Origin of the sequence: Streptomyces sp. NPDC089799 (assembly GCF_040684755.1) — a bacterium.
Classification (GTDB): Bacteria; Actinomycetota; Actinomycetes; order Streptomycetales; family Streptomycetaceae; genus Streptomyces.
On the sequence record NZ_JBFBGR010000009.1, the window covers coordinates 22,425 to 39,973 of the forward strand.

General features: G+C 70.6%; 13 protein-coding genes. 11 read left to right on the plus strand and 2 right to left on the minus strand.

The window, feature by feature from the left end; translation table 11 throughout:
• Positions 1–28: 28 nt before the first annotated feature.
• Both clpX and AB0O36_RS11805 read left to right on the plus strand, forming a co-directional pair.
• Positions 29–1,315 (plus strand): ATP-dependent Clp protease ATP-binding subunit ClpX, encoded by a 1,287-nt coding sequence (clpX, locus tag AB0O36_RS11800; RefSeq protein ID WP_365107661.1) that lies wholly within the window; start codon positions 29–31, stop codon positions 1,313–1,315.
• A gap of 181 nt (positions 1,316–1,496) precedes the next feature.
• Positions 1,497–1,772, plus strand: coding sequence for a hypothetical protein (locus AB0O36_RS11805; RefSeq protein WP_365107664.1), 276 nt, complete (start codon positions 1,497–1,499; stop codon positions 1,770–1,772).
• 43 nt (positions 1,773–1,815) lie between these two features.
• On the opposite strand, the gene AB0O36_RS11810 is transcribed toward AB0O36_RS11805, so the two are convergent.
• Positions 1,816–2,778, minus strand: a complete 963-nt coding sequence (locus tag AB0O36_RS11810) for a hypothetical protein (protein WP_365107667.1) — start codon at positions 2,776–2,778, stop codon at positions 1,816–1,818.
• Between the two features lie 179 nt (positions 2,779–2,957).
• Between AB0O36_RS11810 and AB0O36_RS11815 the strand changes: the two genes are divergently transcribed.
• Entirely contained in the window at positions 2,958–5,606 is a 2,649-nt protein-coding gene (locus tag AB0O36_RS11815) for a valine--tRNA ligase (protein WP_365107670.1), read from the plus strand.
• A 69-nt stretch (positions 5,607–5,675) separates the two neighbouring features.
• Here the strand turns inward: AB0O36_RS11815 and AB0O36_RS11820 are convergent, their stop codons facing one another.
• Complete coding sequence (locus AB0O36_RS11820; protein ID WP_365107673.1) at positions 5,676–8,312, minus strand: YfhO family protein; 2,637 nt, start codon at positions 8,310–8,312, stop codon at positions 5,676–5,678.
• A 227-nt stretch (positions 8,313–8,539) separates the two neighbouring features.
• Between AB0O36_RS11820 and AB0O36_RS11825 the strand changes: the two genes are divergently transcribed.
• The 8 genes from AB0O36_RS11825 to mrdA all read left to right on the plus strand — a co-directional run bounded on the left by AB0O36_RS11825 (position 8,540) and on the right by mrdA (position 17,545).
• Entirely contained in the window at positions 8,540–9,688 is a 1,149-nt protein-coding gene (locus AB0O36_RS11825; protein WP_365107676.1) for a histidine kinase, read from the plus strand.
• Between the two features lie 125 nt (positions 9,689–9,813).
• Positions 9,814–11,328 (plus strand): folylpolyglutamate synthase/dihydrofolate synthase family protein, encoded by a 1,515-nt coding sequence (locus tag AB0O36_RS11830; protein ID WP_365107679.1) that lies wholly within the window; start codon positions 9,814–9,816, stop codon positions 11,326–11,328.
• A 7-nt stretch (positions 11,329–11,335) separates the two neighbouring features.
• Positions 11,336–11,683 (plus strand): DUF4233 domain-containing protein, encoded by a 348-nt coding sequence (locus AB0O36_RS11835; protein WP_365107682.1) that lies wholly within the window; start codon positions 11,336–11,338, stop codon positions 11,681–11,683.
• Between the two features lie 58 nt (positions 11,684–11,741).
• A complete protein-coding gene (gene ndk / locus AB0O36_RS11840; protein WP_365107684.1) occupies positions 11,742–12,152 on the plus strand; it encodes a nucleoside-diphosphate kinase in 411 nt (136 codons plus the stop codon).
• Between the two features lie 360 nt (positions 12,153–12,512).
• Positions 12,513–13,532: a rod shape-determining protein gene (locus tag AB0O36_RS11845; RefSeq protein ID WP_125647420.1), complete on the plus strand. Its 1,020-nt coding sequence runs from the start codon at positions 12,513–12,515 to the stop codon at positions 13,530–13,532.
• A 175-nt stretch (positions 13,533–13,707) separates the two neighbouring features.
• The gene (gene mreC, locus AB0O36_RS11850; protein ID WP_365107687.1) at positions 13,708–14,658 is read left to right on the plus strand and encodes a rod shape-determining protein MreC; all 951 of its coding nucleotides are present in this window, start codon (positions 13,708–13,710) and stop codon (positions 14,656–14,658) included.
• 3 nt (positions 14,659–14,661) lie between these two features.
• Positions 14,662–15,357 carry a rod shape-determining protein MreD gene (gene mreD, locus AB0O36_RS11855; RefSeq protein ID WP_365107690.1) on the plus strand — a complete coding sequence of 232 codons (696 nt, stop codon included), beginning with the start codon at positions 14,662–14,664 and terminating at the stop codon, positions 15,355–15,357.
• Positions 15,358–15,373: 16 nt separating this feature from the next.
• The gene (mrdA, locus tag AB0O36_RS11860; RefSeq protein ID WP_365107693.1) at positions 15,374–17,545 is read left to right on the plus strand and encodes a penicillin-binding protein 2; all 2,172 of its coding nucleotides are present in this window, start codon (positions 15,374–15,376) and stop codon (positions 17,543–17,545) included.
• Positions 17,546–17,549: the final 4 nt, after the last annotated feature.

Sequence of the window (17,549 nt, forward strand, 5' to 3'; positions counted from 1 at the left end):
CGTCTCCCAGGCGAAGGGGAAGCACCTCGTGGCACGCATCGGTGACGGCGGCGACCTGCTCAAGTGCTCGTTCTGTGGAAAGAGCCAGAAGCAGGTGAAGAAGCTCATCGCAGGACCCGGTGTGTACATCTGCGACGAGTGCATCGACCTCTGCAACGAGATCATCGAGGAGGAGCTCGCCGAGACGAGCGAGGTCCGGTGGGAGGAACTCCCCAAGCCTCGTGAGATCTACGAGTTCCTGGAGAGCTACGTCGTCGGCCAGGAGCCGGCCAAGAAGGCGCTCTCCGTCGCGGTGTACAACCACTACAAGCGGGTCCAGGCGGGCGAGAACGGCGGCGCGCAGGGCCGGGACGACGCCATCGAGCTGGCGAAGTCCAACATCCTGCTGCTGGGCCCGACGGGCTCCGGCAAGACGCTGCTCGCCCAGACGCTGGCCCGCATGCTCAACGTCCCGTTCGCGATCGCCGACGCGACCGCGCTGACGGAGGCCGGCTACGTCGGCGAGGACGTCGAGAACATCCTGCTCAAGCTGATCCAGGCGGCCGACTACGACGTCAAGAAGGCCGAGACCGGGATCATCTACATCGACGAGATCGACAAGGTCGCCCGGAAGAGCGAGAACCCGTCGATCACGCGCGACGTGAGCGGGGAGGGTGTGCAGCAGGCCCTCCTGAAGATCCTGGAGGGCACGACGGCGTCGGTTCCCCCGCAGGGCGGCCGGAAGCACCCGCACCAGGAGTTCATCCAGATCGACACGACGAACGTGCTGTTCATCGTGGGCGGTGCCTTCGCCGGCCTGGAGAAGATCATCGAGGCGCGGGCGGGTGCCAAGGGCATCGGCTTCGGCGCGACGATCCGCTCCAAGCGGGAGATCGAGGCGAGCGACCAGTTCCAGGAGGTCATGCCGGAGGACCTGGTGAAGTTCGGGATGATCCCGGAGTTCATCGGCCGTCTCCCCGTCATCACCTCGGTCCACAACCTGGACCGCGAGGCGCTGCTGCAGATCCTGGTGGAGCCGCGCAACGCGCTGGTGAAGCAGTACCAGCGGCTGTTCGAACTCGACGGCGTGGAGCTGGACTTCGAGCGCGGGGCGCTGGAGGCGATCGCGGACCAGGCCATCCTCCGCCAGACCGGCGCGCGCGGCCTCCGCGCGATCATGGAGGAGGTCCTGATGTCGGTGATGTACGAGGTCCCGTCCCGCAAGGACGTGGCCCGCGTGGTCATCACCGCCGACGTGGTCCGCTCCAACGTCAACCCGACGCTGGTCCCGCGGATCGTCCCGAAGGACCAGGGGCCGCACGAGAAGTCGGCGTAGCCGCAGCGGTACCTGAACGACGTGAAGGGGCGCCCCGGATCCTCCGGGGCGCCCCTTCGCGTTGCGTTGACTGTTCCGCGCCAATTGCGGCCACAGGTGGCCGGATGCACCCGCTCGGTTTGGTATCGACCGCCCCGTCCTTGATCATTTACCAGTAGGTAACTTCGAGGGGAGGGGCCGAATGTCCAAGTTGAAGCGCGTGCTCGGCGTGATGGCGGCGACGGCGATGGCGGGAGCGCTGCCGATCCTGGCGGCCTCGCCTGCGTCGGCCAACCAGGGCGACTGCGCGTACTACCTGAACAAGCAGGGCTACAAGGTCGGCCCGAAGGTGTGGAGTGCCTGCAGCAACGCGCCGATCATCACCGGGTTGCCCCACCCCGCCTGCTACGGGGGTCTTGTCAGCCTCGGGGTCAATCCTGGGCACGCGAGCGAGGCGTGTCGCCAGGCGAAGCGCTAGTAAGGGGGCGGGGGTGCTGCATGTGCAGGCCCCCGCCGAGTCGTTACTTCTTGACGCGGGCAGTGCTGTAGAGCTTTGCCGTGTACCCCGCGGTCTGGTCCATCGAGTAGCCGTTGCCGCCACCGATCATCGCGGCGAAGTCCATCGCGAGGACCGTGCCGCTGGTGCTGTAATCGGCCCAGATGCACACCGGGACCGTGAACGGCTTCGTGAGCGGGCTCGACTCGGACTTCTTGGGAGTCACCTTGACTTCCTGGCACTTCATGATGGCGCCCGAGAAGCCGGACGGGTTCATCACCTTCGGGGAACCGATCAGTTCGCCCGAGGCGTCCTTGTCGCCATCCTTCGTCATCTCCTGCTTGGCCTTGGCGAAGGACGAGTCGATCACCTTCTCCGGGTCGGCGATGTCACCGTAGACGCCTTCGAAGGTGAGGTTCTTCATGGCGAGCGGGTTGCTCTTGTCGCCGATCTGGTAAGACTCCCCGATGCCGTCCGGGTTCTTGATGCCGGCGGCCTCGGCCTCCTGCTTGTCCTTGGAGCTGAACGTCTTGTCCGTGGCCTTGTCGGCCTTCTTGAACTCGTCGACCGACTCCGGAGCGACCAGCTTGTAGCCCTTCGTGTCGGCCGACACGTCGCTGTTGCTCGCACCGTCGCCGCTCAGCAGGAAGTACGCGCCCGCGCCGATCGCCGCGACGCCGACCACGGCCGCGAGGACGATGATGCCCGCCTTCGACTTCTTCGGGGGCTGCTGGTAACCGCCCACCGGGGCGCCGTACGGTGCGCCGCCCTGCGGGGGGACGCCGGGCGGCTGCTGCTGGGGGTAGCCGTAGGCCGGGGCCGGCTGGCCCTGCGGCGGGACGCCCGGCTGCTGCGGGTAGCCGTAGCCCGGCGCGGGCTGGCCCGGGGGCGGCGGCGGGGCAGGCTGGCCGTACGGGTTGGGCTGCTGGGGCTGCTGGCCGCCGTAAGGATTCGGCTGGCCGTACGGGCCGGGCTGGTTGTAGCTCATGAGTCGACGTCCCCCTAGAGGATTCTTATCTGCTCCACACATCCTGGCGGAAGCCGGTGACAACGTGGGCGCCGGGGTCCAAGGCGTTACCGAACCACTACGAGATCACCGCCGTGGCGCGCGGCCACTGTGCGGTATCGATTCGTAACGGGGGCCGGGCCGCCCGTATCCTGTGCCCCGTGACCGAGAACACGCAGACACCCAGCAGCCCCCACTCCGAACTGCCGACCCAGTACGCGCCGGCCGAGGTAGAGGGGCAGCTCTACGAGCGCTGGGTGGAGCGGGGTTACTTCACGGCCGACGCCAAGAGCGAGAAGCCCGCGTACACCATCGTCATTCCGCCGCCGAACGTCACCGGCTCGCTCCACCTGGGCCACGCCTTCCAGCACACGCTGATGGACGCCCTCACCCGCCGCAAGCGCATGCAGGGCTTCGAGTCCCTGTGGCTGCCCGGCATGGACCACGCCGGCATCGCCACCCAGAACAAGGTCGAGCAGCAGCTCGCCGAGGAGGGCAAGTCCCGCCACGACCTGGGCCGCGAGGAGTTCGTCGACCGGGTCTGGCAGTGGAAGGAAGAGTACGGCGGCAAGATCCTCGGCCAGATGCGCCGTCTCGGCGACGGCGTCGACTGGTCCCGTGAGCGCTTCACCATGGACGAGGGCCTGTCCCGGGCCGTCCAGACGATCTTCAAGAAGCTCTACGACGACGAGCTGATCTACCGCGCCGAGCGCATCATCAACTGGTGCCCGCGCTGCCTCACCGCCATCTCCGACATCGAGGTGGAGTACCAGGAGGACGCCGGCGAGCTGGTCTCCATCCGGTACGGGGAGGGCGAGGACACCCTCGTCGTCGCCACCACCCGCGCCGAGACGATGCTCGGTGACACGGCCATCGCCGTCCACCCGGACGACGAGCGCTACAAGCACCTGGTCGGCAAGCTGATCAAGCTGCCGCTCACCGACCGCTCGATCCCGGTCGTCGCGGACACCCACGTCGACCCCGAGTTCGGCACCGGCTGCGTCAAGGTGACGCCCGCCCACGACCCGAACGACTTCGCCATCGGGCAGCGCCACGGCCTGCCCAACATGACGATCATGGACGAGCGCGGTGTCATCACCGTTCACGGCCCCTTCCTGGGCCTGGACCGCTTCGAAGCGCGCAGCGCCGTCGTCGGCGCCCTGCGCGAGCAGGGCCGGATCGTCGCCGAGAAGCGCCCGTACGTCCACTCCGTCGGGCACTGCTCGCGCTGCAGCACGACCATCGAGCCCCGCCTGTCCCTCCAGTGGTGGGTCAAGGTCGAGACCCTCGCCAAGGACGCCGGTGACGCGGTCCGCGACGGCCGGGTCAAGATCCACCCGAAGGAGATGGAGCGGCGCTACTTCGACTGGGTCGACAACCTCAACGACTGGTGCATCTCGCGCCAGCTGTGGTGGGGCCACCGCATCCCGGTCTGGTACGGCCCTGACGGCGAGGTCGTCTGCGTCGGTCCCGACGAGCAGCCGCCGGCGGGCGAGGGCTGGCACCAGGACACGGACGTCCTGGACACCTGGTTCTCGTCCGGCCTGTGGCCGTTCTCCACGCTCGGCTGGCCGGAGAAGACCCCGGACCTGGAGAAGTTCTACTCCACCGACGTCCTGCTCACCGGCCACGACATCATCTTCTTCTGGGTCGCCCGGATGATGATGTTCGGCCTGTACGCGATGGACGGCGAGGTCCCGTTCAAGACCATCGCCCTGACCGGCCTGGTCCGCGACGAGCGCGGCAAGAAGATGTCGAAGTCCTTCGGCAACGTCGTCGACCCGCTGGACTGGATGGACAAGTACGGCTCCGACGCCGTCCGCTTCACCCTGGCCAAGGGCGCCAACCCGGGCACCGACGTCCCGATCGGCGAGGACTGGGTCCAGGCGTCCCGGAACTTCGCCAACAAGATCTGGAACGCGACCCGCTTCGCGCTGATGAACGGCGCCACGGTCGAGGGCGAGCTGCCGCCGGCCGAGAAGCTGTCGGCCACCGACCGCTGGATCCTGTCCCGGCTGAACAAGACGGTCGCGCAGGTCGACGCGTACTACGAGGACTTCCAGTTCGCCAAGCTCAGCGAGGCGCTGTACCACTTCGCGTGGGACGAGGTCTTCGACTGGTACGTCGAGCTGTCGAAGACCACGTTCTTCGCGGGCGGCGAGGGTGCCGAGGTCTCCGGCCGGGTCCTCGGCGAGGTCCTGGACGTCCTGATGCGCCTGCTGCACCCGGTCGTCCCGTTCGTCACCGAGACCCTGTGGACCACGCTCACCGGGGGCGAGTCCCTCGTGGTCGCCGAGTGGCCGAAGGCCGTGTCCGTTCCTGGGGCTGACGCCCCGGGTGGCTTCCGCGACGACGCCGCCGAGGCCGAGATCGAGAACCTGCAGGCGGTCGTCACCGAGGTCCGCCGGTTCCGCGCCGACCAGGGCCTGCAGCCGGGTCAGAAGGTCCCGGCCCGCCTCGACCTGGCCGGTACCCCGCTGGCCGCGCACGAGGCGGCCATCCGCCAGCTGCTGCGCCTCCAGCCGGAGGGCGAGGGCTTCAGCGCCACCGCCACCCTGCCGGTCGCCGGGGCGACGGTCGCGCTGGACCTGTCCGGCACGATCGACGTCGAGGCGGAGCGCAAGCGGCTGACGAAGGACCTGGGCGCCGCCGAGAAGGAGAAGCAGCAGGCGGAGGCCAAGCTCGGCAACGAGGCGTTCCTGGCGAAGGCGCCGGACAACGTGGTCGACAAGATCAAGGGCCGGCTCGCCAAGGCGGAGGCGGACATCGCCCGCATCCAGTCCCAGCTGGACGCCCTCCCGGCGGCGTAGCCGCCCGCAGTACCAGGACAGGGGCCCGGCACCGTGTGGTGCCGGGCCCCTGTGTCTTCGGGGCGGCGATCAGGCCGCGGGGGCGGAGCTGCGCGCCGCGAGGCGGCGGCGGGCCCGGGGCCACAGGAACGTGCCGCACAGCAGGGCGGAGCCCAGGGCCGTGCCGGCCAGGCCCGCGTGCAGGCCCGGCGGGGTGTAGGTGCAGGAGATCCGGCTCGCGCCGGACGGCCCCAGCGGGACCCCCATCAGCCCCTGGTACGACACCGGCGCGCGGGACGGGCCGCCGTCGGCCGAGCAGGACCAGCCGGGTGCGGCCGTGGCGCCGACCACGGCCGTACCGGTGGCACCGGCGGGCAGCTCCGCCGTGACCGAATGCCCGCCGGTCCGGACGGACACCGCGCCCGCGGTGGACCTCAGCTCGGCGATCCGGGCGTCCAGCGCGGCCCCGTCCAGGCAGCCGAGCGCCGCCGCGGGCAGCACCTGCCCGTCCTTCGCCGCCCGGACCGAGAACGAGAACCGGCCGTCCGCCGGCACCGGCCCGAGCTCCTTCATGGCTGCGCTGACCACCGGCGGATCACCGAGGAAGCCCTGCTTCGGCCCCTTCTCGGAGCGTGCCACCCCGTTCAGCGAGGGCGCGTGGAGGAAGGCCCGCGTCCCCGGAGCGCACCGGGCGGTGAAGGAGGTCCACTGCTCGGCCCCGGTGCCGCCGTCCCGCGCCTTCCGCAGCCGGAAGCCGGAGCCGTCGGCGGTGCGCTCGGCGGCCGGGCCGCCCGTGGGCGCGAGCTCCGGCACGGTGTACACGCGGGCTCCCAGTGCGGCCTGCTGCCGCGCCCAGACCGAGCCGGCCGGCGCCCCGTACGCCCCGTCGCTGCCCGGCGCCCGTACGGTGACCAGCGGCGGTGCGGGACGGGTGGTGGCCTTGACCCCGTCCCGGCCCACCGGTTCCAGCACCGTCCCGATGCTCAGCAGGGCCTGCAGGACGGGGTTCTGGGCGGGCTGCAGGTGGCGGCCGCCCATCCGGTAGCCGAGGCCGAGGTCGCGCAGCGCGGTCGCCGTCTCCACGGTCACGTAGCTGCTGTAGTACGAGCCGCCCTGTCCGCCGAGCAGCATTGCGTCGTTGTTGGTGACGAACACTCCGGGCCCGTGGTCGGCGCGTCCGGTCTCGGCCCAGTCGCTCCGGCCGCCCAGGGCCCGCCGGGCGTTGGTGCCGAGCTCGGTCATCGTGCCGGCGCGGGCCGGGCCGCGGTCCCGGGGGTCGTGCAGCACCGCGATGCCGTACACGGCGTAGGCCGTGCTCGCGAAGACCGTCGCGGTGAGCAGTCCGACGACCGCGATCCGGCCGGGCCGCCGCAGTCCCCGTACGTACACCACCAGCAGGACGGTGACCGCGGCGCCGCCGAGCAGCGCCACCGTCAGGGCGTAGTCGTTGACGGGCTGCTGTCCGTGCGTCAGCAGGACCAGTACGGCGAGCAGTCCGGCCCCGCCGGCCAGCGCGCGCACCCGCGGCATGCGGGCGAGGCAGATCCACGCGGCCATCGCCATCAGGCCGCTGAGGACGAAGGACTCGCGGAAGGGGGCGCCGTGGGGGAGGGTCATGCCCTGCCAGAGCTTCGCCGTCGGGGTGATGACGAAGGAGACGGCGGTGAGCAGCAGCAGGGCCGACCAGCCGGCCCGCTCCCGGGCGGGCACCTTCGACTGGAAGGGCAGCGCCAGCACCAGGAGCAGGGTGAGGATGCCGGCGAACACGTTCGGGGCGGGGTACTTGGGCAGGGTGCCCGGTATGAGCATCGCCAGGTAGGTCAGCGGCTCGGTGTCCACGCTGACCACGAACCGGTCGGTGGGCTGGGACTGCGCGTTGGCCATTCCGCACACCAGGACGGCGGGCGCGGCCAGCAGCAGCCCGGTGCCGGTCGTCAGGGCGGCCCGTACGAGAACCCGGCCGCGGGTCCGCCAGTCGGTGCCGGCCAGGGCCAGCCGGAGCAACAGGACCAGTGCGGTGGCGATGGTGGCCATGGCCGCGGTGTAGAAGTTGCCGAACCAGCAGACGGCGACGGCCAGGCTGCCGAGCACCGGCCGGCGGCCGGTCAGCGCCCACTCGCCCGCCAGGCCCATCAGCGGCAGGGCGACCAGGCCCCAGGTCCACATGGGGACGACGGTGCCTTCGACCACGCCCCAGCCGCAGACCGCGTAGCCGGTGGCGAGCAGGGCGCGCAGCCATGGCGAGCCGGGCCGCAGACGGCCGAGGTAGACGGTCATCAGCGAGGCGGCCAGCCCCATGCTGAACAGGCTGACGACGTAGACGACGAGTTCGCCCTGGTCGCGGCCGAACAGCCCGGCGAGCCAGGAGAAAGGATTCGTCAGATAGGTGAGGAAGTCGCCGAGGAAGCCGACCCCGTATCCGCTCTGCCAGTTGAAGAACAGGTCGCCCTCTGCCGTGCCGTGCTGGAGGTCCCACAGGTAGGTGTGGAAGGGCACGTACTGGTGGCGCAGGTCGTTGACCGCGCGCGGAGCGGGTCCGAAGGGATAGGTGCCGTGGGCCGCCAGGCCCGTGCAGTAAGCCGCCATGGCGAGGAAGGCGGCCGTGAGCGCGGCCGCCGCTTCCCGGCGGGTGCGGGCCCTGCCGTCGGCGGCGGTGGGCTCGGAAAGCGCCGGGTCCCGCCCTGCGGCGCGGAGTTTTCCGGCAGGTTTAGTCGAAACGCTGTTCATTTTGTCAAGCCCTTGAGCCTTTGAATCGGTCCCCCCGACCGCCTCAAAAGCCGTCGGCTAACGGCATCGTATGTATTGAATCGGAAATTCCGGTTATCGGACGATGGAAATGAGACGGCGATGCGGGTCGTCCGGGCTGTCCGGGCTGTCCGGAAGTGCCGTATATCACTGACTTTCGCCCCTCATGCCGATCTCATCCGCCGCCCCGACCGCGGATAGTGGAGGGCATGCACCCCAAGCGCGTCGCCCCGGCGCTCCGGTCGGTCACGGCCGCCGCCCGCCGGACCGCCGGGAACCGGGCCGTGACGCCACGCGTCCTCGACGCCCTCACCGCCATCGCCTGCCTCGCGCTGATGGCCCTGGACCTGCCCGGCCTGGCCGCCGCCGACAACTCGCTGAACGGCCCGACCGCCGCCCTCGTGCTGGCCGCCGGCGCCGCCACCCTGCTGGTCCGGCGCGAGCTGCCCTGGCTCTCGCTCGCCGTGTCCCTGCTCTTCATCGGCTGGCTGCACGAGCTCACCCTGATCCAGTTCGCCCTGTACTCCGTGGGCCGCTACCGGGGCCGCCGGCCCGCGGTCCTCGCCACCGCCGGATACATCGCCTTCTGTCTGGCCCTCTACAACGTGCCGGGCTGGCCCCTGGACCACGCCAGGACCCTCAGCGCCTTCCTCGGCCTGGTGGTGCCCATCGGGGTCCTCGCCTCGGCCGTCGGCATCGCCGCCTACCGGCAGGACCTGGTCCGGGAACTCGACGCGCGGCGCGCCGAGTCCGCCGTGCTCCAGGCCGTGCAGCAGGAGCGGAACTCCGTCGCGCGCGACGTCCACGACTTCGTCGGCCGCGAACTGACCCTCCTGACCGTCCGCTCCGAGGTGCTCGCCGTGCGAGCGCGCCGGACCGCGCACGCGAAGGACTTCGACGAGCTCGCCGACACCGCCCGCCGGGCCCACCTCGTGCTCAACGAGATCATCGTGCAGCGCGGCGAGCGGGCCGCCACCCCCGGCACGGACGGGCTGCCCGCGCTGGCCGAGCAGAGCGGCCGGGCCGGCTCCCCGGTCCGGCTGGACGTCGGCCCCGGGGTCCACGCCCTCTCTCCGCTGCGCCAGGCCGCCGTCTACCGGGTGGTGCAGGAATGCCTGACCAACGCGGCCAAGCACGCGCGGGGCGAGACCGTCGACGTACGCATCTCCACGGACGGCCCTCAGCTGCGGATCGCCGTCAGCAACGCCCTGCCCGCGGGCGGGCCCGGCCGCGCCCCGGTCTCGGCGGGCTCCGGCACGGCCGGCATGGCCGAGCGCGTCCGCAGCCTGGGCGGCACCCTGACCGCCACCCGTACGGACCGGCAGTACCAGGTCATCGCCACCCTGCCCAGCTCCTAGTCCCGCTCCGGCCCCGCTCCGGTCCCGCGCCCGGCACCCGCCCGCCGCCCTCCGGCCCGGCCTCCCGCCCCGCCCCCCGCGGCCCGCCCCGGTGGCGGCGCGCCGCCCGTCCGTAGACTGGACCCGTGAGTGAGCAGCAGCCCGAGCCCAGTGACGATCGCTTCGACGAGTTCGACGAGATCGTGGCCGAACAGACCGAACGCGACCCCGACCTGGCGGTGATCGAGGCCGGCAGCCGTACCCTGCGCGCCCAGGCCGGCGCCCCGCAGAGCGACCCCGTGCCCGCCCTGCCCACCGACCCCGAGCTGGTCAAGGCGCTGCGCGAGGTGGAGCAGGAGCTGTCCACCCGCTGGGGCGAGACCAAGCTGGAGCCCTCCGTCCGGCGCATCGCCGCACTGATGGACGTCCTCGGCGAGCCCCAGCGCTCGTACCCGTCCATCCACGTCACCGGCACCAACGGCAAGACCAGCACCTCGCGCATGATCGAGGCCCTGCTGAACGCCTTCGAGCTGCGCACCGGCCGCTACACCAGCCCGCACGTGCAGATGGTCACCGAGCGGATCAGCCTGGACGGCGGCCCGATCGACGTCGAGCGCTTCGTCGAGACGTACCGGGACATCAAGCCGTACGTGGAGATGGTCGACTCCTCGCAGGACTACCGGCTGTCCTTCTTCGAGGTGCTCACCGGCATGGCCTACGCCGCCTTCGCCGACGCCCCGGTGGACGCCGCCGTGGTCGAGGTCGGCATGGGCGGCACCTGGGACGCCACCAACGTCATCGACGCCTCGGTCGCCGTGGTCACCCCGATCAGCCTGGACCACACCGACCGGCTCGGCGGCACCACCGGCGAGATCGCGGAGGAGAAGGGCGGCATCATCAAGCCCGGCGCCACCGTGATCATGGCCCAGCAGCCGGTGGACGCGGCCCAGGTGCTGCTGAAGAAGGCCGTCGAGGTGGACGCCACCGTGGCCCGCGAGGGCATGGAGTTCGGCGTGGTCTCGCGGGAGGTCGCGGTCGGCGGCCAGCAGCTCACGCTGCGCGGCCTGGGCGGCGAGTACGAGGACGTCTTCCTCCCGCTGTACGGCGCGCACATGGCGCACAACGCGGCGGTGGCGCTGGCGGCCGTGGAGGCGTTCTTCGGCATCGGCGCCGAGCACGCCCGGCCGCTGGACATCGACACGGTCCGCAAGGCCTTCGCCTCGGTCACCTCGCCCGGCCGCATGGAGGTCGTCCGGCGCAGCCCCACGGTGGTCCTGGACGCCGCGCACAACCCGGCGGGCGCCCTCGCCACGGCCGAGGCGGTCGCCGAGTCCTTCGGTTTCAGCCGGCTGATCGGCGTGGTCGGCACCAGCGAGGGCAAGGACGTCCGCGGCGTCCTGGAAGCCTTCGAACCGATCTTCGCGGAGGTCGTGATCACCGCGAACGCCACCCACCGCGCGCTGGACGCCGACGAGCTCGCCGCCATCGCGGTCGAGGTCTTCGGTGCCGAGCGGGTGCAGGTGGAGCCGCGCCTGGACGACGCCCTGGAAGCGGCGATCACCCTGGCGGAGGAAGAGGCCGAATACGGAGGGGCCGGCGTCCTGGTGACCGGTTCCGTGATGACGGTGGGCGAGGCCCGCCTGCTGCTGAAGAGGGGCTGAGCCAACCGTGCGTACCCTGTGCGCCTCCACGCTGATCGGCGAGTTCTTCGTGATCGGCTTCGCCGGGCTGGTCGCCATGAAGGGCGATCTGTCGCAGGCCACCGTCTGGACCGTGTGCGGCGCCGCCATGCTGCTGTCGGTCCTGCTGTGCGGGATGCTGTCGCGGCCCGGCGCCGTACAGATCGGCTGGGCCCTGCAGATCGGGCTGGTCCTCAGCGGCTTCATCGTGCCGACGATGTTCTTCCTCGGCGCGGTCTTCGCCGGCCTGTGGTGGTGCTCGGTGCACTACGGCCGCAAGGTGGACGCCGCCAAGGCCCGCTGGGCCGCACAGGCGGAGGCCCGGGCCGAGGCGTAGCCCCGCACCCCCTGTAGCCTCGTACGACCGCACCCGTATGCCGCAAGGAGCCGTACCCATGACCCAGCGCACTCTCGTCATCCTCAAGCCCGACGCCGTCCGGCGGGGTCTGATCGGCGAGATCATCGGCCGTATCGAGCGCAAGGCCGGCTGGACCATCCCCGCGATGGAGCTGCGCACCCTGGACGAGGGCACCCTTGAGGCCCACTACGGCGAGCACAAGGGCAAGCCCTTCTACGAGCCGCTGATGGGCTTCATGGCGAGCGGCCCCGTGGTCGTCCTGGTCGTGGAAGGGGAGCGCGCGATCGAGGGCCTGCGCACGCTCGCCGGTCCCACCGACCCGATCGCCGCGGCCCCCGGCTCCATCCGGGGCGACTTCGGCACCATCGTCCGCGAGAACCTCATCCACGCCTCCGACGGCGAGGAGTCCGCGGAGCGCGAGCTGAAGCTGTTCTTCCCCTCGCTGTAACGGTCCGGGCCGCCGTGGCGGCCCGGGTCGCCGCAGTGGTCCGAGCGGGGCCGGACGCACTCCTTTCTGACTCAACATCAGCCATATAGCGCTCATGACCTGGGGCGACCGAAGTAATTTCGGTCGCCCTTCGGTATCGGTGGGCCCGTTCGGGAACGCATGGGCAGACGATGACGTCAGCACATACGGGGGCGGAGGCCGTCCAGACGGCCCCGCGTCACCCCAAGCGGAGTCCCGTCGCGCACGTGCTCAGGTACAGCACTACGATGGGGCCTCCACCCACACCCACCTCGCCGACCTGACAGCAGCCGCTATCAACTGGAAGGCCAGACGCTCCTCATGGGGAACAAGGGGAACTCAATGTCGTTCATCGGCCGTGACATGGCTGTCGACCTCGGGACCGCCAACACGCTGGTGTACGTGAGGGGCCGGGGGATCGTCCTGAACGAGCCTTCCGTCGTCGCCATCAACACGAACACCGGCGGCATCCTGGCGGTCGGATCCGAGGCGAAGAAGATGATCGGCCGGACGCCCGGCAACATCGTCGCGGTACGCCCGCTCAAGGACGGCGTCATCGCCGACTTCGAGATCACCGAGCGCATGCTGCGCTACTTCATCCTCAAGATCCACAAGCGCCGTTACCTGGCCCGCCCGCGCGTCGTGGTCTGCGTCCCCTCCGGCATCACCGGAGTCGAGCGCCGCGCCGTCATCGAGGCGTCCACCCAGGCCGGCGCCCGCCAGGTGCACATCATCGAGGAGCCCATGGCCGCCGCCATCGGCTCCGGCCTCCCCGTCCACGAGGCGACCGGCAACATGGTCGTGGACATCGGCGGCGGCACCACCGAAGTCGCCGTCATCTCCCTCGGCGGAATCGTCACGGCACAGTCCATCCGGGTGGCCGGTGACGAGCTCGACAACGCGATCATCCAGCACATCAAGAAGGAGTACAGCCTCCTCCTCGGTGAGCGGACCGCCGAACAGATCAAGATCACCATCGGGTCGGCGTACGACCTCGACAAGGACGAGCACACCGAGATCCGCGGCCGCGACCTGGTCTCCGGACTCCCCAAGACGGTCGTCATCTCGGCCGCCGAGGTCCGCAAGGCCATCGAGGAACCGGTCAACGCCATCGTCGACGCCGTCAAGACCACCCTCGACAAGTGCCCGCCGGAGCTCTCCGGCGACATCATGGACCGCGGCATCGTCCTCACCGGCGGAGGCGCGCTCCTCCGCGGCCTCGACGAGCGGCTCCGCCGGGAGACCGGCATGCCCATCCACATCGCCGAGGACCCCCTCGACTCCGTCGCACTCGGCTCCGGCAAGTGCGTGGAGGAGTTCGAGGCACTCCAGCAGGTACTGGACGCCCAGCCCCGGCGGTGAACGGATCCCCACCTCCAGGGGACCCGCGGAACACGAGGATCCGCCGTACGGGTGCTGCCGCTCCCGTACGGCGGATCGTTGATATACAGGCAGGGAACCCGGTGGAAGCACCGGCTCCACCGGGAGCCGGTCCGCACACCGGAACGGATCACAACGGAAGGCACGGCCGCCGCACGTGAGGGACACACGAGAAAGCCGGCTGCTCCTGGTACTGCTGGTCGCCATCGCGTTCGCACTGATCACGGTGGACATCCGGGCGGGCGAGGAGTCGCCGGTCGACGGTGCCCGGCAGGCCGCCGCCGCGGTCTTCGGCCCGGTCGAGAAGGGCGTGGCGACCGCCGTCGACCCGGTCGCCAACGCCATAGGAGCGGTACGGGACTCCGGTGAACGGCACAACCGGATCAGCGTGCTGGAACGCGAGAACGCGGCCCTCAAGGCCAAGCTCGGCAGCGACGACCGCAACCGCAGCCGCATCCTGGAACTCGACGGCATGCTCAAGCGCGCCGGAGCCGGCCAGTACGGCATCAAGGGTGCCGAGGTCATCGCCATAGGAGCGGCCCAGGGCTTCTCCTGGACGGTCACCATCGACGCCGGCACCAAGGACGGCATCCAGCGCGACATGACCGTCCTCAACGGCGACGGACTCGTCGGCCGGGTCACCACCGTCGGCCCCGACACCGCCACCGTCCTCCTCGCCAGCGACCCCGACTTCACCGTCGGCACCCGCCTGGAGAAGACCGGCGAACTCGGCTTCGCCACCGGCCAGGGCGACCGCCCCCTGTCCGTCCAGATGCTCAACGGCAAGGCCAAGGTCAGCCCCGGCGACCGCCTCGTCACCTTCGGCTCCAGCGCCAACAAGCCCTTCGTGCCCGGCGTCCCGCTCGGCGAGGTGGTCCGCGTCGACCCCTCCGGCGGCGGACTCACCCGCACCGTCCACGTCCGCCCCTTCGTCGGCTTCTCCCGCCTCGACATCGTCGGCGTGGTCGTCGTACCGCCCCGGGAGGACCCCCGCGACGCCGTCCTGCCGCCCAAGCCCGAACCCCCGAAGCCCATCCCCACGGTCACCGTCACGGTGACGCCCTCCCCGAGCGTCTCCGGCCGCCCGGCTGACGAAGAGGAGAGGTGAGCCATGCGCTTCAACCGGATCCTGCTCTCCGGCACCCTCGTCGTGGTCGCCCTGGTCATCCAGGTCACCGTCCTGGGACGGCTCCAACTGCCCGGCGCCGTCCCCGACCTGCTGCTGCTCACCGTGGTCGCCCTGTCCCTGGTCTACGGCCCCACCTCCGGAGCCCTGCTCGGCTTCGGCGCCGGACTCCTCGCCGACCTCGCCCCGCCCGCCGACCACGCCCTCGGCCGTTACGCCCTCGTCCTGTGCGTCATCGGCTACGCCGCCGGCCTGGCCCGCCCCGACAAGGGACGCTTCCGGTCCGTCTGGGGCCCCATGCTCACCGTGGTCGCCGCCGCCATCGGCTCCGTCCTCCTCTACGTCGGCGTGGGCGTCCTGGTCGGCGACACCGCCGAACGCCACGTCGGCCTCGGCGGACTGCTGTTCAGCGCCGTCCTCTACGACCTGGTGCTCGCCCCGTTCACGGTGCCGTTCATCATGGCCCTGGCCCGCCGCGCGGAGAACGACCCGATGGCCGTGGAGGCCAACGCCGGCGCACCGCAGGGCACCGACGTCTCCTCCGGCTGGGTGGCCGGCGGCACCGGCCTGCGCATCGGCGGCCAGCGCGGCGGACTCCGGCTGCGGACCGCCCGCGGCCGGGCCAACCGGGCCGGCCGGATAAAGGGCATCAAGGGCGTGAAGAGCGTCAAGAAGCTGTGACGGGGGAACACGACGCATGACCAACATCCCGGAGACCGGCCGCACCCCCCGGGTGCAGATCCGGCTCGTCATCATCCAGGTGCTCGTGTTCTCCCTGCTGCTCACGCTCGGCGGACGGCTCTGGTACCTGCAGATCCGTCAGGGCCACGAGTACGCGCACGCGGCCCGCAGCAACCACGTCCAGCGGGTGGTGCAGCCCGCCGTGCGCGGCTCCGTCCTGGACGCCCGCGGGGTCCCGATCGCCGACAACGAGACCCGCCTGGTCGTCTCGGCGTCCCGCACCGAGCTGATGAAGATAAAGGACCGGGGCAAGGCCGTCCTGACCCGCCTCGCGGGAGTCCTGAACATGGACCCGCAGGAGGTCAGGGACAAGATCCGGCTCTGCGACTCCAAGACCCCCAAGCCCTGCTGGAACGGCTCCCCGTACCAGCCGATCCCGGTCACCCTCGAAGCCACCACCCAGCAGGCCCTCACGATCCGCGAGCGCCCCGAGGACTTCCCCGGCATCACCGCCGAGCCCACCGCCGTCCGCCGCTACCCGGCGCCCGGTGGAGCCCGTACCGCCCAGGTGCTCGGCTACCTCTCGCCCGTCACCGACGACGAGATCCAGAAGGCCAAGGACACCGACTCCCCGCACCTGCGCTCGGACCAGGTCGGCCGCTCCGGCATCGAACGCACCTACGACAAGCAGCTGCGCGGCAAGGCCCAGGTCACCTCCTACGAGGTCGACAACCTCGGCCGGGTCATGGGCCAGACCCAGTCCGACCCCGGCGTGGCCGGCTCCACCCTGGTCACCAGCATCGACGCCCGCGTCCAGGCCGTCGCCGAGTACGAACTCGCCCAGGCCATGAAGGTCGTCCGCAACGAGACGGACAACATCACCAACCGCAAGTACGAGGCCGACTCCGGCGCCGTCGTCGTCATGGAGGCCAAGACCGGCCGCGTCGTCGCCATGGCCTCCCAGCCCGACTACGACCCCAACGCCTGGGTCGGCGGCATCTCCGGCCAGGACTACGCCCGGCTCACCAGCAAGAGCTCCAACTACCCGCTGCTCAACCGGGCCATCCAGGGCCAGGCCCCGGCCGGCTCGATCTTCAAGGTGGTGTCCGCGAGCGCCGCCGTACGCGCCGGATACGGCTTCGACGACAAGTACAACTGCAGCGCCTCCTACAACATGGGCGGCCGCAGCTTCGCGAACTTCGAGTCCAAGGGGCACGGCCCCATCACCCTCGGCGAAGCCCTCAAGTTCTCCTGCAACACCGTCTTCTACGCCCTCGGCCACAAGGAATGGCAGCGCGACGGCGGCCTGAGCCCCAAGAAGGACGCCCACGACTGGTTCTACAAGACCGCCCGCGACTTCGGACTCGGCTCCGAGACCGGCATCGACCTGCCCAACGAGGTCACCGGCCGCATCCCCGACCGCCAGTGGAAGAAGAGCTTCTGGGAGGCCAACAAGGACTCCTGGTGCCGCGAGGGCAAGAAGGGCGGCACCTACGTCCAGCAGATCGCGTACGAGAACTGCCTCGAAGGCAACCAGCTGAAGGCCTTCGACAGCATCAACTTCGCCATCGGCCAGGGCGACGTCCTCGTCACCCCCATCCAGATGGCGTCCATCTACGGCGCCATCAGCAACGGCGGCACCCTCTACCACCCCATCGTCGGCAAGGCCGTCGTCGGCCCCGACGGCACCGTGGAGGAGATCAAGCCCAAGTTCCACGCGAAGCTGCCCGTCGACGCCAAGACCATCTCCGACCTGGACAAGGGCCTGCAGTCCGTCGTCGAGCCCGGCGGCACCGCGGCCTGGCGCTTCGGCGGCTGGCCGCAGGACAAGATCACCATGCACGCCAAGACCGGCACCGCCCAGGTCTACGGCAAGCAGACCACCTCGTGGCTGGCGACGTACACCGACGACTTCACCATCGTGATGACGATCTCCCAGGGCGGCACCGGCTCCGGCGCCTCGGGCCCCGCCGTGCGCAACATCTACAACGCGCTGTACGGACTCACCATGGAGGGCAAGCCGACCGGCAAGGCGCTGCTGCCCAAGCCCGAGGCCAAGCTGCCCGCCGTGCAGCCCGACGGCACCATCCAGGCCCCCGAGATCAAGCCGTACGTGCCTCCGACCCCGGAGGAGCAGACGCCCGGACTCGCCGGTCCCCCCGCCCCGCCCCGACACCGGCAGGACTGAGCCG